The organism is Actinoplanes sp. NPDC051494 (assembly GCF_044454705.1).
In the GTDB taxonomy this organism is placed as follows: Bacteria; Actinomycetota; Actinomycetes; order Mycobacteriales; family Micromonosporaceae; genus Actinoplanes.
In genome coordinates this window covers 152,371-173,922 of the sequence record NZ_JBITDZ010000002.1, presented here as the reverse complement: position 1 = coordinate 173,922, position 21,552 = coordinate 152,371, and the positions used below count along the sequence as shown (strand labels likewise).

Annotated in this window: 18 protein-coding genes; 10 read left to right on the top strand and 8 right to left on the bottom strand. The window is 72.2% G+C overall.

Annotated features, from left to right (window positions below):
• Positions 1–29 precede the first annotated feature (29 nt).
• The 5 genes from ACIA6A_RS07590 (at position 30) to ACIA6A_RS07570 (ending at position 6,043) form a co-directional block, all read left to right on the top strand.
• On the top strand, positions 30–3,227 hold the full coding sequence (locus ACIA6A_RS07590; protein ID WP_396096640.1) for an AfsR/SARP family transcriptional regulator: 3,198 nt from the start codon (positions 30–32) through the stop codon (positions 3,225–3,227).
• 119 nt (positions 3,228–3,346) lie between these two features.
• Positions 3,347–4,180, top strand: a complete 834-nt coding sequence (locus ACIA6A_RS07585) for a peptidoglycan-binding protein (RefSeq protein WP_396096639.1) — start codon at positions 3,347–3,349, stop codon at positions 4,178–4,180.
• A 14-nt stretch (positions 4,181–4,194) separates the two neighbouring features.
• Positions 4,195–5,079, top strand: a complete 885-nt coding sequence (locus ACIA6A_RS07580) for a peptidase inhibitor family I36 protein (RefSeq protein ID WP_396096637.1) — start codon at positions 4,195–4,197, stop codon at positions 5,077–5,079.
• Positions 5,076–5,546 carry a hypothetical protein gene (locus tag ACIA6A_RS07575; RefSeq protein WP_396096636.1) on the top strand — a complete coding sequence of 157 codons (471 nt, stop codon included), beginning with the start codon at positions 5,076–5,078 and terminating at the stop codon, positions 5,544–5,546. Before ACIA6A_RS07580 ends, ACIA6A_RS07575 begins: the two co-directional genes overlap by 4 nt.
• Before the next feature lie 32 nt (positions 5,547–5,578).
• Positions 5,579–6,043 (top strand): hypothetical protein, encoded by a 465-nt coding sequence (locus tag ACIA6A_RS07570; RefSeq protein WP_396096635.1) that lies wholly within the window; start codon positions 5,579–5,581, stop codon positions 6,041–6,043.
• A gap of 57 nt (positions 6,044–6,100) precedes the next feature.
• Here the strand turns inward: ACIA6A_RS07570 and ACIA6A_RS07565 are convergent, their stop codons facing one another.
• Genes ACIA6A_RS07565 through ACIA6A_RS07555 form a run of 3 tightly spaced genes read right to left on the bottom strand, consistent with a single transcriptional unit; the run spans position 6,101 to position 8,268 of the window.
• Entirely contained in the window at positions 6,101–6,718 is a 618-nt protein-coding gene (locus tag ACIA6A_RS07565; RefSeq protein WP_396096634.1) for an NAD(P)-dependent oxidoreductase, read from the bottom strand.
• 2 nt (positions 6,719–6,720) lie between these two features.
• A complete protein-coding gene (locus ACIA6A_RS07560) occupies positions 6,721–7,479 on the bottom strand; it encodes an inositol monophosphatase family protein (protein ID WP_396096633.1) in 759 nt (252 codons plus the stop codon).
• Positions 7,480–7,491: 12 nt separating this feature from the next.
• Positions 7,492–8,268, bottom strand: coding sequence for an inositol monophosphatase family protein (locus tag ACIA6A_RS07555; RefSeq protein WP_396096632.1), 777 nt, complete (start codon positions 8,266–8,268; stop codon positions 7,492–7,494).
• Between the two features lie 66 nt (positions 8,269–8,334).
• Here ACIA6A_RS07555 and ACIA6A_RS07550 point away from each other — a divergent pair, with 66 nt between their 5' ends.
• Both ACIA6A_RS07550 and ACIA6A_RS07545 read left to right on the top strand, forming a co-directional pair.
• Positions 8,335–9,261, top strand: a complete 927-nt coding sequence (locus ACIA6A_RS07550; RefSeq protein ID WP_396096631.1) for a LysR family transcriptional regulator — start codon at positions 8,335–8,337, stop codon at positions 9,259–9,261.
• A 13-nt stretch (positions 9,262–9,274) separates the two neighbouring features.
• Positions 9,275–10,012: an N-acetyltransferase gene (locus tag ACIA6A_RS07545; protein WP_396096630.1), complete on the top strand. Its 738-nt coding sequence runs from the start codon at positions 9,275–9,277 to the stop codon at positions 10,010–10,012.
• A gap of 6 nt (positions 10,013–10,018) precedes the next feature.
• Here the strand turns inward: ACIA6A_RS07545 and ACIA6A_RS07540 are convergent, their stop codons facing one another.
• Entirely contained in the window at positions 10,019–10,753 is a 735-nt protein-coding gene (locus tag ACIA6A_RS07540; protein WP_396096629.1) for a VOC family protein, read from the bottom strand.
• A 248-nt stretch (positions 10,754–11,001) separates the two neighbouring features.
• Between ACIA6A_RS07540 and ACIA6A_RS07535 the strand changes: the two genes are divergently transcribed.
• Positions 11,002–12,588: a peptide chain release factor 3 gene (locus ACIA6A_RS07535; protein ID WP_396096628.1), complete on the top strand. Its 1,587-nt coding sequence runs from the start codon at positions 11,002–11,004 to the stop codon at positions 12,586–12,588.
• Here the strand turns inward: ACIA6A_RS07535 and ACIA6A_RS07530 are convergent, their stop codons facing one another.
• Entirely contained in the window at positions 12,589–13,467 is an 879-nt protein-coding gene (locus tag ACIA6A_RS07530; protein WP_396096627.1) for a cyclase family protein, read from the bottom strand.
• Between the two features lie 94 nt (positions 13,468–13,561).
• On the opposite strand from ACIA6A_RS07530, the gene ACIA6A_RS07525 reads away from it, so the two are divergent.
• Positions 13,562–15,481, top strand: a complete 1,920-nt coding sequence (locus ACIA6A_RS07525) for a hypothetical protein (protein ID WP_396096626.1) — start codon at positions 13,562–13,564, stop codon at positions 15,479–15,481.
• Here the strand turns inward: ACIA6A_RS07525 and ACIA6A_RS07520 are convergent.
• Entirely contained in the window at positions 15,465–16,064 is a 600-nt protein-coding gene (locus ACIA6A_RS07520) for a TetR/AcrR family transcriptional regulator (RefSeq protein WP_396096625.1), read from the bottom strand. The two genes, ACIA6A_RS07525 and ACIA6A_RS07520, sit on opposite strands and share 17 nt — an antisense overlap.
• A 105-nt stretch (positions 16,065–16,169) precedes the next feature.
• Here ACIA6A_RS07520 and ACIA6A_RS07515 point away from each other — a divergent pair, with 105 nt between their 5' ends.
• Positions 16,170–16,856 (top strand): SDR family NAD(P)-dependent oxidoreductase, encoded by a 687-nt coding sequence (locus tag ACIA6A_RS07515; RefSeq protein WP_396096624.1) that lies wholly within the window; start codon positions 16,170–16,172, stop codon positions 16,854–16,856.
• Between the two features lies 1 nt (position 16,857).
• Here the strand turns inward: ACIA6A_RS07515 and ACIA6A_RS07510 are convergent, their stop codons facing one another.
• Positions 16,858–19,500 carry a DEAD/DEAH box helicase gene (locus tag ACIA6A_RS07510; protein ID WP_396096623.1) on the bottom strand — a complete coding sequence of 881 codons (2,643 nt, stop codon included), beginning with the start codon at positions 19,498–19,500 and terminating at the stop codon, positions 16,858–16,860.
• Positions 19,501–19,507: 7 nt separating this feature from the next.
• Positions 19,508–21,526 (bottom strand): DNA methyltransferase, encoded by a 2,019-nt coding sequence (locus ACIA6A_RS07505; RefSeq protein ID WP_396096621.1) that lies wholly within the window; start codon positions 21,524–21,526, stop codon positions 19,508–19,510.
• Positions 21,527–21,552: the final 26 nt, after the last annotated feature.

The window sequence follows — 21,552 nt, the reverse complement described above, 5'->3', positions numbered from 1 at the left end:
GGTTTGCCGCCGGGTCTAAGTTCACAGGGGTGGCTGACATTGATCTTCACGGGGTCCGGATCCACGTGTTCGGCGAGATCGTGATCACGATCGACGGTGTCCCGGTCCCCGCCGGGCCGCCGAAACAGCGGACCCTGCTGGCGCTGCTGCTGTGCCGCCCGGGCCTGGAGCTGCCGTCCGACGAGCTGGTCGAGGCACTGTGGAGTTCCCGGGCGCCCAGCTCGGCGCGCAACAACCTGCGGACCTATGTGCACGGGCTGCGCAGGATCCTCGGTGAGGAGCTGATCAGCGGCAACGGCCGGCCCGGTTACCGCCTGCACGCCGATCGGGTGTGGATCGACACCGACCGGTTCGCCGAACTGTTGGCGACCGCGCAGCGGGCCCTCGGGCGCGACGACGCCGAGGCGGCCCGGGAGGCGCTGGCCGAGGCGGTCGCGCTGCGTCGCGGGCCCGCGTTCGGTGACGCCGCCCAGCTGGAACCGATCGAGGCCGAGGCCGCCCGGCTGGAGGAGCGGTGGCTGCTGGCCGTGGAGCAGCGCATCGGGCTCGACCAGGCCCGCGGTGCGGCGGCCGAGCTCGTCGGCGAGCTGACCTCGCTGGTGAAGCGGCATCCGTTCCGGGAGCGCTTCGTGGCCCTGCTCATGCTGGCGTTGTACCGCTCGGGGCGGCAGACCGACGCGCTCGCGGTGTACCGCGGCACCGCGACCGCGCTGGACGAGGAGCTGGGTGTGGAGCCCGGGCCGCCGCTGGCCGAGTTGCACCAGGCGATGCTGCGTCAGGATCCCCGGCTCGACCTGCCCACGCCCGTCGCGGAGACCACCGGGGCCGCCGAGGCGCCGCCGGTGGCCCGGCCGGCCGAGCTGCCGTCCGGGTCCGGGCACTTCACCGGCCGGGCCGAGCAGGGTGCCGCGCTGGACGAGGCGCTGGAGGCCGCCCGGCGGGTGGGCCGGCTGCCGGTGCTGGCCGTGGTCGGCCCGGCCGGGTCCGGCAAGACCGCGCTGGTCGTCGACTGGGCGCGGCGGCACAGCGAGGATTTCCCGGACGGGCAGATCTTCGCCGACCTGCGCGGTTTCAGTGCCACCGAGCCGGTGACCGGGACGGCCGAGGCGCTGCGCCGGCTGTTGTGGTCGCTGGGGGTCGAGGCGGACCGGGTGCCCGGCACCGTCGACGAGGCCGGGGCGCTGCTGCGCTCGCTGCTCGCGGGCAAACGCCTGCTGATGGTGCTCGACAACGTCGTCTCGCCGGCCCAGGTGGCGCCGCTGCTGCCGGGCGGTGACGGCAACGCGGTCGTGGTCACCAGCCGTAACCGGTTGTCCGGGCTGATCGCCCGGCACGGCGCCCAGCAGATCCCGCTGGCCGCGCTGACCGACCACGAGGCGTTCGCGTTGCTGGAACGGATCGTCGGGTCCGGCCGGGTGCACGCCGAGGCGGGCGCCGCCCGGGAGCTGGCCCAGCGGTGCGGACGGTGGCCGCTGGCACTGTGCATCGCCGCCGCGAACGTGGCCGAGGACCCGGAGCAGAGCCTCGCCGGCTACCTGACCCGGCACCGGGCCGGGGCGTGGGTGGACACCCTGGGGACGGCCGGGGATCCGGATCAGACGGTGATGGCGGCGTTCGACCTGTCGCTGCGCTGTCTGACCGCGGCGCAGCAACGCCTGCTGGTCCTGCTCAGCCTGGTGCCGGGGCCGACCTTCACCGCCGATGCCGCCGCCGCGCTCACCGGTGGTTCGCACGCGGATCTCGGGACGGACCTGCTGCGTCTGGTCAACGCGCATTTCGTGCAGCGTACGACCGGTGCCCGGTTCGCGTTCCACGACCTCATCCAGCAGTACGCGCGCGGTAAGGCGGCCACGATCGGGGCCGGGGACCGCGACGCCGCCCTGCACCGGTTGTACGACTTCTACGCCGACACGGCCGACGCGGCGGACCGGGTGCTGCAACCCGGTGCGCTGCGGCTGCCGGGGCGGGCCCCGGTGGTACCCGATCCCTTCGGCGGTGACGTGCGGGCCGCCCGGGCCTGGTTCACCGACGAGCTCGCCACCCTGGTCGCGGCCTGCCGGGAGGCCGGCGCGCACGGTGACGGCCCGGCCGCGATCCGGCTCGCCGACGCCGTCGGCCGGCACCTGTGGACCCAGGTCGACCTGGACACCTGGACGACGGTCGCGCAGGCCGGCGAGCGAGCCGCGGTCGCCGCCGGGGACCTGCACGGCCGGGCCGCCGCGCAGATCGCGCTCGCCCGGATCGCCGACGGGCGCTGCGACTTCACCACCGGCGTGGCCCGGTACCAGGACGCGGTGCGCCTGGCCCGCGAGGCCCGCTGGCCCGAGGCGCAGGAGGTGGCGCTCGGCTCGATCGCGGCGCTGCACGGCCAGCTCGGTGACCTCGGTGCGGCGGTCGAGCAGCTGGAGGCGGCGCTGGCGATCAGCCGGGAACGCGGTGACCGGTTGCACGAGGGCCGCACCCTGCAGCTGCTCGGCGCGTACCGGGCCGAGCAGGGTGAGCTGAAGACGGCCGCCGACCTGTTCCGGCAGGCCCTGGCCGTGGTCGAGGAGCAGGGTTCGCGGATCGGTCAGGCGATCATCCTGACCAACACCGCCGGGCTCGACCTGTTGCGCGGGGAGTACGGCGAGGCGGCCCGGCAGGCCGGACGGGCGCTGCGGATCACCGAGGAGGTCGATCACGTGTCGTGCCGGATCTCGGCGCTGGTCAACCTGTCGGCCGCCTGGCGGGGGCTCGGCATGCCGGGCACCGCGCTGCCGTACGTGCGGCAGGCGCTGGCCATCCCGGCCGGGCTGGACGCCCGCGATCTCGGTTTCGTGCTGCACGAGGCGGCCGAGGTGCACGACGCCCTGGGTGAGCGGGAGCGGGCGATCGAGTACCACCGGACCGCGTACCGGATGGCCGCGGGCGCGCAGACCCGGTCGCTGGCGCTGAGCCACGCCATCGCGCTGGCGCTGGCCGAGCACCGCTGGTCGCAGGCCGGGTTCGTGGCCACGCCCACCCCGGCCGTCCCCGATCTGCGCGCCTGTCTGGCCGAGGCGCGCCGGTACGGCTTCCGCGGTCTGGAGGGGGCCGCCCTGGGCGCACTGGCCGAGGTGAGCCGCGACCGGGGGCTGACCGACGCGGCGATCATGTATGCCGGCCAGGCGTTGCGGTTGCAGCGTGAGGCCGGCTGGTACACCGATGCCGCCCTCCTGACCGCGATCGCCGCCGGGCACGACGACTGACCGGGACGGTACCGGCGGGGCGTACATCGAGCGCACACGTCGCGTACCACGGTCGATGTACGGGACCTTCCTAGCCTCTCTCAGCAGCAGACGCCGACATGCTGCTGAAGGAGGAGCAAGTGAAGTTTTCCCGTCGTTCCCTGCTGGCGCTGGGTGCAGCTGTTCCCGCGCTCTCGCTGCTCCCGCAGCCGGGGACAGCGCTCGCCGCCCTGCCGGCCGTGAACATGGAGGCGGTCCTCAAGGCCGCCCAGTGGGATCCGGCCAAGGCGGACTCGGCTGTCACCGCCGGTGCCGGGCCCAGCGTCAAGCTGGTCGAGACCGCGCTGCGCAACCTGGGGCTGCTTGAAGCGTCCTATGTAGATGGACACTTCGGCACCCGGACGGTCACGGCGTACGCGCAGTGGCAGAAGGAGCTCGGCTACAGCGGTATCGACGCCACCGGGCTGCCGGGCAAGACGTCGCTGACGAAACTGGGTGACGGGCAGTTCACGCTGACCGGGATCGTGTCGGTCGGCGCCCGGACCACCCACCAGGGTTTCCCGGTCAACGCCCGCACCCTGGCCATGCTCAAGGCGGCGCAGGTGCGCTCCGGGCTCACGTTCGCCGTCGAGCAGGGTTCGTACTCCCCCGGCACCGATCCGACCTCGGCCGGCACCCACGACGGCGGCGGTGCCCTCGACCTCGACGCCGAGGCGCTGACCGCCGCCAAGCGCACGGCCGCGGTCACCGCGCTGCGTCAGGTCGGTTTCGCGGCCTGGCTGCGGACGCCGTCGCAGGGCGACTGGCCGATGCACATCCACGCGATCGCGATCAGTGACACCGATCTGTCGGCCTCGGCGCAGAAACAGGTCGGTTCGTACTACGAGGGCCGTAACGGCCTGGCGAACAACGCGACCGACGACGGCCCGAAGGTCTCGAAGGTCACCTACGAGGAATACCTGCGTTCCCTCTGAGAAGGAGTTCTGCTGTGAAGAGATTCAAAGCCATCGCCATCGCCGCGCTCGTCGGCGCCGGCATCGTCACCGTGGTCCCCACCGCCGCCCAGGCCGCGGGCCGCGACGGGGTCTGCGACTCCGGCGAGTTCTGCCTGTACTACAACAGCGACCAGGGCGGGTCGGTGTCCGACTTCACCGGTTCGGTCGAGGACTACGGCGACACCCAGCCGAGCTGTTACGAGTTCAAGGGCGCCGGCAACGGCAAGGGCGACTGCGTCAAGAACGACGCGGCGTCGTTCTGGAACCGCACGTCCGGCGCGGTCACCGTGTACTTCAACAGCGGCTACGCCGGCGCGGCGCAGGGTATCGCCTCGGGCGCCAAGGGCAACCTCAACGCGACGTTGAAGAACGAGAACGCGTCGCACAAGTTCGGCACCAACAGCACCGGCAACGAGAACCTGTCCTACAGCCTGTACAACGCCAGCGGCGGCAGCATCACGTGCGGCTTCGACGGGTACGTGAACACCCCGGGCCGCCACGAGGGCATCGACATCGCCCGGGGCATCGGCTCGCCGGTGCGGGCCCTGGTCTCCGGTGAGGTCATCAACCTCGTCCGGGGCGCGAACGGCAGCAGTGGGCTGTCCACCATCGCGGTCTACAACGCCACCCTGGACAAGACGGTCATCTACCTGCACAGTGACCCGCTGGACAGCCTGGCCGAGGGCGACACGATCAAGCGCGACCAGAAGATCGCCACCGAGGCCTGGCACGGGGTCAGCTCCAGCAGTGCCGCGCACACCCACGTCGAGATGCGCCTGGGCCGCCGGGAGCTCGCGGCCAAGAGCGTCAACGACTCGACGCTGGAGAACCCGAACCCGACGGCGTTCTGGAACGCGCGGGGGTACAACGTCAAATGAGGAATCTGCGAAACGCCGGCCTGGCCGTCGTCCTTCTCCTGACCTCGCTGCTCACGTTCGCGGCGGCGCCGTCGCCCGCCTCGGCTGACGTGTCCGGCAACTGCTCCGGTTCACTGATCGACACCATGGCGATCAAGTCCAGGAACGGCACGTACGGCACCTTGCGCGTCTATTACGACTCGAGCACCAAGAAGAACTGCGCCAAGGCCACCAACAACACCGGCGCCGCCCACCAGATGTCGGTGTTCGTGTTCCGCTGCAAGGTCGGCTCCTCCGGCACGCAGGCGACCTGTGACTCCCCGGACAAGGCGACCGAGAACAAGAACGTCGACACCGGGGTGTTCAGCAGCTATGCCGGCCCGGTGTACACGCTCGGGAGCTCCGCGGGCCGGTGCATCTATGCCGGCGCCGAGATGGAGGTCGGCACCGACTACGCCCGGGCCGATCTCTGGGGCCACTGCGGTTGAGCACGCCACCCACCGAACGAAAGAAGACTCCGATGATCACGCTGCGGAAGGCCTTCCTGGTCGCCGCCCTGCTCCTGAGCCCGTTGTTCGTGCTCACCGGCCCGTCGCCCGCCTCGGCGGCCACCGGCAGCTGCGACGGCACGCTGATCGACTCCGCGCCCATCAAGGCCGGCGGCAGCACCTACGGGACGCTGTACGTCTACTACAACTCCTCCACCGGCAAGAACTGTGCGAAGGCGACCAACACGACGGGCGCCAGGCGCTCGATGACGTTGTGGCTCTTCCGCTGCGCGGCGGGCACCGGCTCCACGTACGCCAGCTGTGACCCCATCGACACCCCGGACCAGGACGTGAACTTCGACGCTGACGACTACATCAGTTACGCCGGCCCCATTCACAACAAGGGGACCTCGGCAGGTCGGTGCATCTACACCGGTGTCGACATGGTGGTGGGCAACACCGTCCCCAAGGCCCGGATCGGCGGGCACTGCGGGTGACGTGAAGCGCGGGGCCCGGCCGGGAGGTGCGACTCCCGGCCGGGCCCTTGCGCGTGGCTACCGTTCCAGCGGGATCGCGACCGCACCGGGGTGGGCGGCGTTCTCGGCCTCGTCGAGCATGGCCGCGGCCACGGTGGCGCGGCTCACCCGGGCCGGGAAGAACCGTTTCGGGGCCCGGTCGAGGCCGACCGTGCGCCGGGTCGTGCTGACCGGCCCGTTCGACAGCTGCCCGGCGTGCAGGACGGTGCCGCCGGCGGCCAGGATCGCGGCGTCGGCGGTGACCTTGTCGACGAGTTTGTCGCCCATCAGGCTGAGCAGGGTACGGGTGGCGGCACCGGCCGCGCGGGCGGACGGGCCGGTGCCGAACGCGCCGAGCCAGATGATCCGGCCGGGGTGGGCCGCGACGACGGCGTGAGCTCCGGCGGTGAGCGCGCCCGGCTGGTCGCCGCTCGCGATGCCGAGGCCGGAGAGCACGATTTCCTGACCGGCCAGGGCCGCCGCGACCGAGGCGGGGTCGCGCACGTCGGCGGCCACCCGGATCAGCCGGGGCGAGTCCGGGACCGTGATCCGGGCCGGGGTGCGGGCGATCGCGGTGACGGTGTGGCCGCGTTCGAGCGCCTGGCGGGTGAGTTCGAGGCCGGTCGCGCCGGACGCGGCGAGGACGGTGAGTTCCATGATCAGAGCACCTCGAGCAATTCTGTGTGTACGCCCGCAGCGGCGGCCAGGATGTCGGTGTGCCCGGGTCGCCACGGCTGCCCGTGCCGGTCGGTCACCACGCCGCCCGCCTCGGTGACGAGCAGGACGCCCGCGGCGACGCCGATGAGATCGCATTCGTCCTGCCAGTACGCGTCGACGTGGCCGGCGGCGAGGTCCAGCAGCGGGAACGTGCTGGGCACGGTGGCGCGGACGAGCAGCACCGTGTCGAGCAGGGTGGCCACGGTGTCGCCGAACTGGCGGTTGCGGGTGCGGGGCTGGGTGGTGGTGACGATCGACGCGCCGAGGTCGGTCTTCGCCGACACGGTCAGCGGCGTGCCGTCGAGGAAGGCACCGGCGCCCCGGATCGCGGTCCAGGTGCGGTTGCCGACCGGCTGGTGGACGACCGTCAGAACCGGCACGTTGTCGCTGACGAGGGTGACGGTGACCGCCCACTGGTCCATGCCGTGCACGTAGTTGACGCCGCCCTCGATCGGGTCGACGGCCCACCATTCGCCGGGTGGCAGCGCGGTCGTCTCCCGGTCGTCACCGACCCAGCGGGCGCCGGGGCGGAGGTCGGCGAGCGCGGGTCTCAGGATGCCGGTGACGAGGTCGTCGAGGCGTCTCCCGGCCGTGGCGAGGTCCCTCTTGGAGGCCGGGCGCGCCGTTCCCGCGTACCCGTCGAGCAGTGCTTCTCCGGCCTGGAGGACGACGGCCTTGACCTGGTCGAGGAGCTTTTCCATGGTGGTCTTCTCTCAGCTCAGGGGGCGCAGGATGTCGAGGGCGGCGGCGTGCAGGCCCGGCGCGGCGGCCAGGTATCCGGTGCTGGTGATCTGCCACGGCTTGCCGTCGAGGTCGGTGACGGTCGCGCCGGCCTCCTGGGCGATGAGCACGGGGGCGATGTGCGAGCGCAGGTTGTCGAACTGCCAGAGCAGGTCGAGGCGGCCGGCGGCGACCTGGGCGAGCTGGTGGCCGACCGGGACCGACGCGCGGACGTACAGGGCGTGTTGCATCATCGCGGTGATGGCGGCGCCGGCGCGCCGCGCGGCGGCCGGGTCGCGGGTGGGCCGGGCCTGCCCGGTGACGGCCAGGGCCAGGGACATGTCGGTCTTGGTGGAGACGTGGACGGGTTCGTCGTTGAGCAGGGTGCCCTCGCCGGCGACGGCGGTGAACGTCTCGCCGGTGAGCGGGATGTGCAGGACGGCGAGGACGGGCCGCCCGTCGCGCACCAGGCTGACGCCGATGTTCCAGTCGGCCAGGCCGTAGAGCGCGTGCAGGTTGCCGCCGACCGGGTCGACGACCCACCAGTCGCCGGCCGGCATCGGGCCCTCGCCGTGTTCGTCGGTGTTCCAGCCGGAGCCGGGCAGGGCGGCGGTCAGCAGCGGTTCGAGCACCTCGGTGACCGCGTCGTCGTTGGCCTTGAGCCCGGCGGTCAGGGCCTCGGCGGTCGTGGGCCGGGTGCCGAGGGTGCGGATCCGGGTGCCCGCTTCCCGGACCGCGGCGATGGTGGTTTCGAGCAGCTCGTTGGTCATGTGTCTACCTTCGAACCACGCCACGATTAAGTCCAGTGCACTCTTGGTAAGCTAGGATTTACTTTCATGCAATTGGATCTGAATCTGCTCACCGTGCTCGACGCGCTGCTCGACGAGGGCAGCGTGCTCGGGGCGGCCGACCGGCTACGGCTGTCCTCCCCCGCGGTCAGCCGGTCGCTGGGGCGCATCCGGCGGCTGACCGGCGACGACATCCTGGTGCGCACCGGGCGCACGATGACCCCGACGCCGTACTCGCTGGCCGTGCGTGACCAGGTCGGCGAGCTCGTGCGGCAGGCTCACGACGTGCTCGCCCCCAGCCGGCAGCTCGACCTGGCCGGGCTCGACCGCACGTTCACACTGCAGGCCCACGACGCGCTCGCCACCGCGCTGGCGCCGGCACTGCTGGACGCCGTCGCCGGGCTCGCCCCCGGCGTGCGCCTGCGGTTCCTGGCCGAGCCCGCGTCCGACACCGACGACCTGCGCCACGGCCGGATCGATCTGGCCATCGGCGCGACCGCACCGGACCTGCCCGAGTTCCGGTCCGAGACGGTCGGCCACGACCGGGTGGTGGCCATCCTGCGCCGCGACCACCCGTACGCGGGCCGTCTCGACCTGACCGCCTACGCCGCGCAGCCGCACCTGCTGGTCTCGCGCCGGGGCCGGCTCACCGACCCGGTCGACGACCTGCTCGCCGCGCACGGCCTCAGCCGGCGGGTCCTCGCGTCGGTCGGCACCGCGGCCAGCGCGCTGCTCGTCATCAGCCGCAGCGATGCCGTCCTGACCGCGCCGGGGGCGACCTGGGGCCCGCTCGTCGACGCGTTCGGGTTGCGGACCGAGCCGCTGCCGTTCCCCGCGCCGGCGCCCCCGATGATCTGCAGCTGGCACCAGCGCTACGACACCGACGCCGCCCACGCCTGGCTGCGGGCCCGGGTCCGGGCCACGCTCACCGCGGTCGCCGGGATCAATGCGGGTGACCCGGCCGGGCCCGGCTGACATCCTGTCCCGCATGGACTTCACCATCGCCCCGCTGACCGGTCGCACGGAGCTGGTCGAGCAGCTCGACGGCCTGTGGCCGGCGTTCGTGACCAAGGACCCGACCGGTGCGTTCTTCTACCGGCACTACCAGGACTTCTGGCCGGAGTTCACGCTGCTGGCGGTGGACGGGGCGACCGGCCGGGTGGCGGCCAAGGCGCACTCGGTGCCGCTGTCGTTCACCGGCGACATCGGCGAGGGACTGCCCGAGAACGGCTGGGACTGGGCCATCCGTACCGCCGCACTGGACCGCCTGGCCGGCACCGGGCCGACCGTCGTGTCGGCCCTGGAGATCACGGTGCGGCCGGACCTGCGCGGGCGCGGTCTGTCCGGGCGGATGCTGGCGGCGCTGCGCGACAACGCGGCCCGACTGGGCTTCGCCGACCTGATCGCGCCGGTGCGGCCCACCGGCAAACCCGCTCAGAGCACCAGGCCGATCGACGACTACGCGTACGAGACCCGCGCCGACGGCCTGCCCGCCGACCCGTGGCTGCGGGTGCACGTGCGCGCCGGCGGCCGGATCGTCAACGTGGCGCACAGCAGCATGGTCGCGGCCGGTTCCCTGGAGCAGTGGCGGTCGTGGACCGGACTGCCGTTCGACCGGACCGGGCCGGTGGCCGTGCCCGGCGCGCTCACCCCGGTGCACTGCGACGTGGAGCAGGACCACGCGGTGTACGTGGAGCCGAACGTCTGGGTCCACCACCGGGCCTGAGCGGGCTCAGGTGAGCGCGAGCACACAGAACGCGTTGCCCTCGGGGTCGGCGAGGCACACCCACGGCACGGCGCCCTGGCCGACGTCGAGGCCGGTGGCGCCCAGGGCGTGCAGCCGGGCCACGTCCGCCGCCTGCTCGCCGGGGTGCGGGATCAGGTCGAGGTGGGCGTGGTTCCACCAGGATCGGGGGCCGGTCCTGCGCAGCAGTTCCAGATAGGGCCCGGTGCCGTCGGCGGCGCGGAACCGCGCGTGCTCGTCGGTGACTTCGAGCAGGGTCCAGTCCAGTGCCGCGTCCCAGAACCGGGCCATGGCGCGGGGATCGTCGCAGTCGACGACGACCGTGGCGATCGGGCCGGTGTCGCGGTAGACCTCGCGGGGTTCCAGCACGCAGAACACGTTGCCCTCGGGGTCGGCGAGGACGGTCCACGGCACGTCGCCCTGCCCCACGTCGGCGGGTGTCGCCCCCAGCTGTTTCAGGCGCTCGACCAGCTCCGCCTGATGGGTGAGCGAGGTGGTGGCCAGGTCGAGGTGCACCCGGTCGCGCACCGTGGCCGGGTCGGGGACGGCGATCACGTCGATCCCGATGCCGACCGGGTCGCGCCGGACGAAACCGTCCGGCAGGGCGTTGGTCGCGCCGGGCTCCGAGCCGGCGACGTGCCAGCCGAGCGCGTCCGCCCAGAACCGGGCGAGCGCCTTGTCGTCGCGTGCTTTGAAGTTCACCTGGAGAACCCGCAATGCCATGCCGGTGATCATAGTGATCAGACATTGACCATCATGAAAGCCTTTCCGGTCGTCGAGCGCGACAGCGGTGGGGTCCCCCGGAACGGCCCGGGTACGGGCTTCTAAACTTGGTCCGGCCGGCCCGGCGCGGGTGAGAGCGATCACGGACCGGTGCGGCTCGGCGCCGCCCACGAGGGGATACCGTGCTCCAGGTGTCATCCGCCGGACGCGCGGTGGGGTCTCGGGAATGTGATCGTGGGGAGCGGATCGTGAGTCAGAACGTACCGGTGTCGTCGGCGGGGGTCGCCGCCCAGGCGGGCCGGAGGCGTACGTTCGCGGTGATCTCGCACCCGGACGCCGGCAAGTCGACGATGACCGAGGCGCTGGCGCTGCACGCGCGGGTGATCGGGCAGGCCGGCGCCGTGCACGGCAAGGGTGACCGCCGGGGTGTGGTCTCCGACTGGATGGCGATGGAACAGCAGCGGGGCATCTCGGTGACCTCGGCGGCGTTGCAGTTCTCCTACCGCGACACCGTGATCAACCTGCTGGACACGCCCGGGCACGCCGACTTCTCCGAGGACACCTACCGGGTGCTGACCGCGGTGGACAGCGCGGTGATGCTGCTGGACGCGGCCAAGGGCCTGGAGCCGCAGACGCTGAAGCTGTTCGAGGTGTGCCGGCAGCGCAACATCCCGGTACTGACGTTCATCAACAAGTGGGACCGGCCAGGCCAGGACGCGCTCGCGCTGCTGGACGAGATCGAGGAGAAGACCGGGCTGAAGCCGACGCCGCTGACGTGGCCGGTGGGCATCGCCGGACACTTCCAGGGTGTGATCGACCGCCGCACCGGGGTGTTCACCCGCATGCAGCGCTCCCCCGGCGGCGCCGACCTGGCCATCGAGGAGGAGATGGACGCGGCGCGGGCCGCGGAGCAGTTCGGGGCGGACTGGGAGACCGCCGCCGAGGAGCTGGAACTCCTCACGATGACCGAGGCCGACCACGACCAGAAGACGTTCCTGGGGGCCACCAGCACGCCGGTGCTGTTCGGTGCGGCGGTCGCCAACCTCGGGGTCCGGCAGCTGCTGAACCTGCTGGTGGAGCTGGCGCCGCCGCCGTCCGCCCGGCCCACCGTGGCCGGCCCGGAACAGCCGGTCGACGGCGCGTTCTCCGGGTTCGTGTTCAAGATCCAGGCGAACATGAACAAGTCGCACCGGGACCAGGTCGCGTTCATGCGGATCTGTTCCGGCCGGTTCGAGCGCGGCATGATCGTGACGCACGCCGGCACCGGCCGGCCGTTCACCACCAAGTACGCCCAGCAGATCTTCGGACAGGGCCGCGACACCATCGACGAGGCGTTCCCCGGCGACGTGGTGGGCCTGGTGAACGCCACCACGCTCGGGATCGGTGACACGCTGTACACGACGACGCCGGTGCAGTACCCGCCGTTGCCGTCGTTCCCGCCGGAACACTTCGCGGTCGTGCGGACCTCCGACACGTCGGCGTTCAAGCGTTTCCGGCGGGGTATCGAGCAGCTCGACGGCGAGGGCGTGGTCCAGGTGCTGCGCTCGGACCAGCGTGGCGACCAGGCGCCGGTGCTGGCCGCGGTGGGACCGATGCAGTTCGAGGTCGCGACGTACCGCCTCGAGGCCGAGTTCGGTGTGCACGTGCAGCTGGACCACCTGCCGTACGAGATCGCGGCGCGCACCGACCCGGAGGCCCGCGAGGTGCTGCGGACCGAGGCGAACGTCGAGGTCATGACGCGGGTCCGCGACGACGCCCTGCTCGCGGTGTTCCCGCACCGCTGGCGGCTGCGCTCGGTGGCCGGCCGCTATCCCGACCTGCGTCTCGACGTATAGCTAGAACACCGCCAGGGGGTTGACCGGCAGGCCGGTCGTCCCGGCGATGCGCGGCGCGGCGACGACGAACTGGAACGTCCACCGGTGCAGGCGTTCGCAGGTGGCGGCCAGGGCCCGCAGGTCGGGGCCGTCGATCAGCGGGATCGCCAGCCGGCCCAGCGCCAGCCGGTGCAGGGCGCCCGGCAGCTCCCCCGGCAGGGGTGGCCGGGCGTCGCCGACGTCGCCGGCGTACACCGCGATCCCCCGCTCGTGCATCCACCGGACCGCGCCGGCGGTGATGCCCGGCAGGGCCTGGTCACCGTCGGTGACCCGGTCCCAGCCGCCCCGCACCACCAGCGCGTCGCCGGGCAGCACCCGCACGCCGGCACGGGCCGCCGCCGCGTCCAGGTCGGCGGCGGTGACCGGGTGGGCCGGGGCGAGCCGGGCGCCCGGGGCCAGGTCGAGCAGGACCCCGCGGGTGACGATCCCGTCGGCGTAGACGTCGGCGGCGCCGTGCCGCACGCCGGTGGGGCCCGCGGTCCCGGTCACGTCGAGGCCCGGGTACACCCGGCCGCCCTCGGCCCAGTGCCCGAGCCCGTCGAGGTGGGTGACCTCGGCGTGGTGGGTGGTCAGCACCATCACCTCGGCCAGCGCGGGAGCGCCGAAACCGGTGAACATCATGACGGTCTGCACCGCGGTCGTCGACGCGGTGGCAGGCGCCATCGGGCCGCCGGTCAGCGGGAACGGTGTGGTGACCCGGGCCATCGACACGCTCAGGCCGGTGCGGGCCTCGGCGGCGGCGCGGGCGCGGACCTCGTCGGTGACGAGGTTGACCGCGCCCCGTTCGTCGTCGGCACCCCAGCGGCCCCAGTTGTCGGGAAAGTCGTCTGCTGCAGTCATGCCCCGATCGTCGTCGCGACGGCCGGCGACCGGCAGCCCACGCGGTGCCCACCTGCTGCCCAACCTGCTGGGAACCGCTGATTAGAGTCGATGGGTGACGTCACTGGGGCAGAGGCTGCGGGAGCTGCGGCGCCGGTCGTTCGCGGGCCGTGACGACGAGGTCGCGGTGTTCCGCGACGCGCTGGGCGCGCCCGGCGTGATCTTCGTCCACGGCGCCGGCGGGGTGGGCAAGAGCGCGCTGCTCGACGTCTTCGCCGACCTGGCCACCGAGAAGGGCCTCGATCCGGTCCGGGTCGCCGCCCGGCACCTGGCGCTGGCCCGCGAGGCGCTGCCGGCGCCGGCCGGCGACCTCCTGCTGATCGACACGTACGAACTCCTGGAACCCCTCGACGACTGGATCCGCGAGCACTATCTGCCGTCGCTGCCGGCGACCTGCCTGGTGGTGATCGCCGGCCGGCGCGGTCCCGGAGCCCGGTGGCGCTCGGACCCGGCCTGGCGTGACCTGATGCGGGTCGTCGAGCTCGGCAACCTGTCACCCGGACAGGCGCGCGCCTACCTGGGCACCCAGGGCGTCGGCGAGCCGTTGCACGAGCGGCTGGTACGGATCAGCCGGGGCCATCCGCTCACCCTGTCGATGCTGGTGGACGCCGTGCGGCGCGGGGCCGTGCCGCGGAGCCTGGACGACCTGCCCGACGTGGTGGGCGCGCTGCTGGCCCGGATGATCGAGCGGGTGCCGGGCCCGCGGCACCGCACCGCGCTGGAGGTGTGCGCGCTGGCGCTGGTCACCACCGAGGACCTGCTGCGCACGATGATCGGCGGGGACGCCGGCGAGCTGTTCGGGTGGCTCCGGGAGCAGGTGTTCGTCGACGAGTCCCGGCACGGGTTGTACCCGCACGATGTGGTCCGCGACGCGATCACCGCCGATCTGCGCTGGCGGGACCCGGCCCGGTACGCCGATCTGTACCGCCGCAAACTCGCCGCGTTCCGTGATCAGATCCGCGCGATGGACGACGTACGGGAGCAGTTGTCTCTGGTCGTGTCGACCGTCGTGCTCAACGGTGCCCGGTCCCGGCACGCCGCACTGGGTTCACTGCCGCCGGCGATGGGGGCGTATGCCGACGGGCTGCGCGAGGCCGACCGGGCGCCGATCGTCGCGATGACCGAACGGTGGCAGGGCCGGGAGCGGGCCGAGCTGGTGGCCGTCTGGCTGCGGCGGCGGCCCGAGGGGTTCCGGGTCTTCCGCGCCGGGGACGGTGAGCTGCGTAATTATGCCGCGTGCCTGGAGCTGACCGGGGCGGATCTCGGGGTGGATCCGGGCACCGACGCGATGTGGCACCACGTGGTGGCGGACGGTCCGCCGCGGCCGGGTGAGCGGGTCCGGGTCTGGCGTTTCTTCCTCGACCGCGACCACGGGCAGGCCCCGTCGCCGTCGCTGACGTTGTTCGTCGCCGCTCAGATGCTGGACATCATCCTGATCCGCGACGACACGGCATGGAGCCTGGTGGCCGCGTTCGACGACGCCGAGCGGTGGGCGCCCGCCATGGCGTCACTGGACTTCCGGCCGGCTCCCGGCGCCGGTCCCGGGGTGTTCGCCCATGACTGGCGGCGCACCGGTGCCGAGGAGTGGACGGATCTGCTGCATGCCCGGCAGGTGGGTGCGCCGGTGCGGCCCGCGGGGCTGTCGCGGCCGGAGTTCGCCGACGCGGTCCGGGCGGCCCTGCGCACGCCGGGGCGGCTGGCGGCGAACCCGCTGGTGCGCTCGCGGATGGTCGAGCGGCACGGGGGTGCGCCCGCCGAGGCGCTGCGGGAACTGCTCGACGAGGCTGTTGCCACGCTCACGCCGGCGTTGCGGGAGCTGATCACCCGTACGTTCCTGGGCGCCGGCCTTCCCCAGGAGCGGGTGGCGGCGTCGCTGCACCTGTCGTTCAACACCTATCGGCGGCACCGGGACAAGGCGGTCGGGCAGCTGCTCGAGCTGCTGTGGGAGCGGGAGACGCTCAGCGGGGTGCGCTGAGGGTCAGCAGCGCGATGTCGACGGAGGCCTGGAGGTCGTCGCAGGTCGCGCCGGACGCGGCGTGCACGGCGTGGCCCGCGCTGAGCGCCATCGCGAAGCGGGCCAGGGCCCGGGCGTCCATGCCGCCGGGGAGGTCGTCCGCGCGGGACAGCCGTTGTTCCAGGGCGTCCTCGGTAGCGGCCCGGGCGGCGGCCAGGACCTCGGTGATGGCGGCGTTCTCCGGTGCGCAGGCCAGGCCGCCCTGGATGGTGAGGCAGCCCGGCGGGTGGGTCGCGGCGGTGAGGCCGGCGGCGCTGGAGCGCAGGAAGGCTTCGATCGCGGCGTACGTGGTGGGCCGGTCGAGGGCGGCGCGGACCTCGGCGATCCGCTTGTCGTGGTATCGCGCCAGGACGCGCTGGAACAGCTGTTCCTTGCTGCCGAACGTGGCATACAGGCTGGGCCGGTTGATGCCCATCGCGGCGGTGAGGGCGGTGAGCGACGCGCCGTCGTAGCCGTGCCGCCAGAAGACCTCGGTGGCGCGGTCGAGGACGGTGTCCTCGTCGAAGGCCCGGGGTCGTCCGGTGGCCGGCGGGTCGGTACGCATGATCACCACTCTACCGCTTGGTACAAAAGGTGACCCGGGTCACCAACCGATCGGTACAAAACTTGCTACGGTGAGCCTCCGACCGATCGGTACAAAAGGAGACCCATGACCGTCACCCTGATCACCGGCGCGAACAAGGGCATCGGCTTCGAGACCGCCAGGCAGCTCGTCGAGCTGGGCCACACCGTCTACCTCGGCGCCCGCGACCCGGACCTCGGCCAGAAGGCCGCGGCGGAGATCGGCGCGCACTTCGTGCGGCTCGACGTGACCGACGACGCGTCGGTGCGGGCCGCCCTGGCCACCGTGGACGCCGCCGAGGGCCGGCTCGACGTCCTGGTGAACAACGCCGGCATCCTCGGCGCCGGCCCCATCGACGGCCCGACCGCGCTCCAGGTCTTCGACACCAACGCGGTCGGCGTCGTCCGGGTCACCGAGGCGGCCCTGCCCCTGCTGCGCCGGGCCACCGACCCCCGGGTGGTCACCGTGTCGAGCAGCCTGGGGTCCTTCTGGGCGGTCACCAACCCCGACCGCCCGGAGTACGGCCTGCCGCTCGCGTTGTACGCGGCGTCCAAGTCGGCGGCCACCATGCTGACCGTGCAGTACGCCAAGGCCCACCCGGACATCACGTTCACCGCCCTCGAGCCGGGCGCGACCGCCACCGACATGACCGCCGCGTTCGGCATCGGGCGCTCCCCGGTGGACAGCGCCCGGACCGTCGTCCAGCTGGCCACCGCCGGCGCGGGCGGCCCGAGCGGCACCCTGCGGGACGAGCACGGCGTCCTGAACTGGTGAATCAGGCCGGGACGACGCCGTACACCGTGCCGTGCCTCTCGTAGAGCGCCTTGAGACTGTCGGCGTCGGCGGGCGCCTCGTACACGGCCCGGCGGACGCCCGCGTCCTTGAGGTCCAGACCGATGAGGACCTGCTGGTCGCCGGCCTTCTTCTCGATCCCCAGCGCGAGGATCCGCTCGAAACGGTCCGCGTGGTGGTCGGCGTACTCGGCCAGCGCCCTCAGTTTCGGTGACGCGTCGCCGAGATGGGCGCCGTGCGGGTCGATGATCGAGGCGCGGAGCGTCCCGGCGGTGTCCCGCCGGACGACGATGACGTCCGGCTGCACCGACTTCCACGCCGTGCCGTCGCGGTAGGGCACGCGCAGGGAGTTCTCCCCGGCCGCCGACGGATTGCGGTACCAGCCCACGATGCCGGTGTCCGGGCCGGTCTCCTGGGCGATGACCGCCCGCTCCCACCGGTTCAGCTTCACGTCGAGCGGATACCTGCCGTCCGGGTCGGACAGGACGTGCCGCCGCGCGGTCGGCAGCGGCACCCGGTCGGTGTCGACCGTGTCGGCCTGCTCCTCGGTCCTGATCCGGATCGGTACGGGCTCCGGCTCGCGGGCCATCTGCCGGATCGCCTCGTACGTGGGCCTGCGCGCGTCGGGCAGCGCGTCGATCCCGCCGGCCTTCGTGGTCAGCCAGTACCGCACCAGCGTGTCCGCGGCGTTCTCCACCGCCTCGGGCACGCTCGGTTCACCGTCGGGTGTCTCGATGAGTCCCAGCGCCGCGACCTGCGCACGGAGGCCGGTGATGTCGACCTGACCGGGGTCCTCGCCGTCGGCGTACGCGGCGGTGATCGCGGCCTGGGCGTTGCGGGACAGGTAGCGGTTGACCACCGCCGCCGACAGCATGCGCCGCACGTGCCGCAGCGCGTCGTCGACGGTGGCCGCGTCCGCGTCGCGCTGCGTGCTCGTGTAGCCGACCGCCGTGGCACCCCGCTCGGCGGTGATCCGGCGGACGTCGGCGGTACGGATGTCGTGGGCCTTGGCCTCCACCAGGCCGGCGTGGCGGGTGGCGAGCGTGTCGAGCACGCCCCAGAACATCTCGTGCGCTTCCTTGTCGGCGTTCGGGACGAGGCCGTCCTGCCCGAACGCCTGTGAGGCCTTGAGCAGCCGTTTGATCGGCCGTGGGACCGCCGTCGGCCGGGCATACGACGGGAGGCTCTCGATCAGGGCCCGTACCTCGCCGGGAACGTCCGGGTTCCAGCCCAGCAGCACCGGGCGCAGCAGCACCCGCGGGATAGCGGGGCCGGACGGCCCGTTCCCGGGCTCCCGCATGCCCATGATCTCCTCGGCCACGATCTTGGCGGTGGCCGCGTCGAAGCGGGGCAGATAACAGGCGGCCGCGTTGAGGCGGTCGTCGCTGGTGCTCTGCGCGAGCGGGGTGCGCACCATGCGGCCCAGCAGCTGGGTCACGTACGTGTGGTCCTTGCCCGGGCGCAGCGACACGAGCACCTCGGCGCGGGGGCAGTCCCAGCCGGTGGAGATCGCGTCCTTGGCCAGCAGCACCCGGACGCGTTCGTCGTGCTGCACGTCCTGGGGCGCGACGCGGGGGATCTTATACGCGCCGATCTCGAGGGTGGCGCGGTCGCCGAGCACGTGGGCCACGCCGTCGGCGGGCAGGTCGGGCCAGTGTCCGCGGATCGTCTCGAGGACCCGCAGGATCGACGCGTTCTCGTCCTGCCGGCCCTTCTCGGTGTTCCGCTCGCCCTCGGCCTTGTTCGGGATCTGGACGACGAGCAGCGGCACGACCGGCTTCTCCAGCCCCTCACGCCCGGCGTACGCGTCCCAGCGCTCGCAGACCCGGACGAAGTCGAGTGTGGCGTCGCGCACCATCGCTGTCTCGAAGTCGCCCGGCTCGTCGGGGATGTCGAGGGTCAGCGCGTTCTTCAGCAGCCCGGAGTCCTGGACCGCGACCGGGTCGATGGTGATGTTCGGGAGCTTGGCCCGGATGTCGGCGGTCCGGGCCATCGCCTCGTCGAAGCGCCTGACGGTGGCGGAGATACCCCACACGATCGGGGCCGGCGGGTTCGCGCCGTTGCCGTTGATGATCTTCTGGACGATCGTGCGTTCGTCCCGGCTGGGCGCCTTCATGCCCTCGTGCGCCTCGTCGAGCACGAGGTACAACGTCTTCGCCGGGTCGCCGACGGTGTTGGCCAGCAGCTGCCAGAACGTCACCTGACGGGCGTCGGTGTGCTTGACGAAGTCCGCGTTCCTGCCCAGCTTGTCGGGGTTGATGAAGTACACGGTGCCGGACTGCAGCGAGTCCTCGGGGAACGTCTTGTCCAGGAGCACGAGGTCACCCGGCGGGATCCGGTCGGCGCACTCGATGAACCGGCCCCGGGTCTGCTCGTTGAGCGCCGGGTCCTTGCTGATCCAGAGCACGACCGCGGTCCGGTCCGCCTCGACGTCGAACTCGTCGGAGCCGTGCAGCAGCGCCTCGATGGCCGTCGCGGCGATGACGGTCTTGCCGGAGCCGGTGGTCGCCGACAACGCGAACGCGGTGCGGTCGCCGTCCTCGTGCCAGTCGCGCCGGCCCCGGCCGAGCGCCTTCAGGATCTGCCTGACGGCCTCGGACTGGTACTCCTTCAGCGTGAACCGCATGATCCGGTCACACCCTCTCCGTGTTGATCTGCAGCGTGCGCAGGTACGACTCGTACAGGCGGACCGGGACGACGCCGGCGGGCAGCTGGGACGCGACGGCCTGGTACTGGGTCTCGTCGTCGGTGACGACGAACGCGTACCGCAGGTTCCCGGCCTTCTCGACGGCGGCGAGGAAAGCGCGGGTCGCGTCGATGTCGAACAGCACCGCGTAGGTGTCGGCGACGTCGTAGGTGCCGGTCGGCAGGTCGATGCGCCGGCCCTCGGCGCCGGCCCGCAGCCACAGCAGCGGCGCGACGGCCTCGAACGCGAGGTGCAGCTCGATGAGCGCCGGGTTCTGATACGTCAGCCGGAAGAACTCGATGTTCGCCGTGGTCGCCACGCTCCGGAGGCGGGGCACCGTGATGTCCTCGCAGACGCCCCGGGCCTCCCACTCCGGGTCGCCGGGACGCAGGCCCTTGCGGCGCAGCTCGGCGGCGACCTTCTCGTTGACCTCGTTGTTGGTGACCACGATCGCCCGCCGGCGCCCGTCGTCCTCGGCGTTCATCGCCATCACGGCGTGCGCGGTCGTCCCGGAGCCACCGAAGAAGTCGAGGATCACCGCGTCGGGCGCGTTGTTGGCCCAGCGGATCAGCTGCTTGATGAGCCGGATCGGCTTCTTGCCGTTGGCGAACGCGACACCGCCCTCCTTGGCGACGTTGCCCATGTCCTGGTGGAAACCCTTCCACAGATCACCGCGGATCACCGTACGGCCGAAGCGTGGCTTGTAGTCGTCGGAGGTCCGGTAGTTCAGCGCCAGCGGCATGAGCGACTGCAGGTTGCCGTTGGCGAGCGTGGTGAGCAGGTAGGTGCGGTGGTCCGCCTCGAACGTCGTCCAGTGGCCGGGTGCGGTGGACCGCCCGGCGGCCGACACCGGCGGCCGGTCGACCCGGGCGATCCGGCTCAGGTTGCCGGTGATGAAGGCCCGCGCGACCTCCGAGACGGCCAGCAGCCGGTCCATGGCGGTGACGCTGAACGAGCCACGCGCGAGCAGCCCGGCCCGGTCGATCTCGGCGGCCACCTCGTCGTCGGCCAGCATCTTCTCCACCAGGGAGCCGAGCGTGCCGTCCTCGTTGAGCCAGACCGTGTAATGCGTGTCGTACAGGTTGATGCCGTCGAGCAGCGGGGTGTGCTTGACCTGGTCGAACGCCGCCGATCGGCGGTAGATGTGCACGAACTCGACGTTCTTGACGATCGTGCCCTGCTGCGCGTTGACCGTCTTCGGGCCGGAGGTGGTGGACATCTCGACGGCCAGCGTGTCGACGAAGTTGTCCTCGCCGAAGACCTGGTCCAGCAGCATGCGCAGCCGGTGCTGCTCGGCGTCGTCGATGCTCACGAACAGCACGCCGGTGTCGCGCAGCAGCTTCCTGGCCAGGCGCAGGCGGCGTTCCATGAAGGCGAGCCACTTGCTGTGCTTGTAGGCGTCGTCGCCGTCGACGTAGTTGTCGTTGTACAGCCAGGAGGACTTGCCGCCGGTGTTGTAGGGCGGGTCGATGTAGAGCACGTCGACGGTGCCCTGGTGGGCGAAGAGGAGAGCTTCGAGCGCGTGGAAGTTCTCGCCGTTGATGACGACGTGCGCCGGGGTGTCCCCGCCGTTGCCGACCCGTTCCATCAGCTCCAGGCCGGGGTAGACCGGATCCCGGAAGTCGGCCAGATAGACGAGGTCCTCGACGGCCCGGCTGGTCTCCTCCCTGGTCCGGGGATCGACAAGGTCGGCGACCCGCGCACCCTTGGCCCCGCTGACCCGGGTGACCGTCCAGGTCGCGTCCGACTCCACGCCTGTCCTGCCGCGGGGCGGGAGGAACCGCACCTTGTCCCCCGCGGCGATGCGCCGGTTCGCCAGCGTGACAGCCTCGGGGAGGTGCCGCTCGAAGACCAGCCCGAACTCCCGGCGCCGGGTGATCGCCTCGAGCTGCTTGCGCAGCTCCCGGGCGAGTGCCGGATCGGTCACCTCGACACGCTTGACGAGGGCGTTCAGTTCGTTGCTCACGGGTCCCCTGATCCTGCTCGGCGGTG

What these genes read in the sequence shown, in the direction of transcription:
- ACIA6A_RS07575 (WP_396096636.1), top strand. Translation starts at nt 5,076, where the DNA reads ATGAGGAATCTGCGAAACGCCGGCCTGGCCGTCGTCCTTCTCCTGACC.
- ACIA6A_RS07570 (WP_396096635.1), top strand. Translation starts at nt 5,579, where the DNA reads ATGATCACGCTGCGGAAGGCCTTCCTGGTCGCCGCCCTGCTCCTGAGC.
- ACIA6A_RS07565 (WP_396096634.1), bottom strand. Translation starts at nt 6,718, where the DNA reads ATGGAACTCACCGTCCTCGCCGCGTCCGGCGCGACCGGCCTCGAACTC.
- ACIA6A_RS07560 (WP_396096633.1), bottom strand. Translation starts at nt 7,479, where the DNA reads ATGGAAAAGCTCCTCGACCAGGTCAAGGCCGTCGTCCTCCAGGCCGGA.
- ACIA6A_RS07555 (WP_396096632.1), bottom strand. Translation starts at nt 8,268, where the DNA reads ATGACCAACGAGCTGCTCGAAACCACCATCGCCGCGGTCCGGGAAGCG.
- ACIA6A_RS07550 (WP_396096631.1), top strand. Translation starts at nt 8,335, where the DNA reads ATGCAATTGGATCTGAATCTGCTCACCGTGCTCGACGCGCTGCTCGAC.
- ACIA6A_RS07545 (WP_396096630.1), top strand. Translation starts at nt 9,275, where the DNA reads ATGGACTTCACCATCGCCCCGCTGACCGGTCGCACGGAGCTGGTCGAG.
- ACIA6A_RS07540 (WP_396096629.1), bottom strand. Translation starts at nt 10,753, where the DNA reads ATGGCATTGCGGGTTCTCCAGGTGAACTTCAAAGCACGCGACGACAAG.
- ACIA6A_RS07530 (WP_396096627.1), bottom strand. Translation starts at nt 13,467, where the DNA reads ATGACTGCAGCAGACGACTTTCCCGACAACTGGGGCCGCTGGGGTGCC.
- ACIA6A_RS07520 (WP_396096625.1), bottom strand. Translation starts at nt 16,064, where the DNA reads ATGCGTACCGACCCGCCGGCCACCGGACGACCCCGGGCCTTCGACGAG.
- ACIA6A_RS07515 (WP_396096624.1), top strand. Translation starts at nt 16,170, where the DNA reads ATGACCGTCACCCTGATCACCGGCGCGAACAAGGGCATCGGCTTCGAG.
- ACIA6A_RS07510 (WP_396096623.1), bottom strand. Translation starts at nt 19,500, where the DNA reads ATGCGGTTCACGCTGAAGGAGTACCAGTCCGAGGCCGTCAGGCAGATC.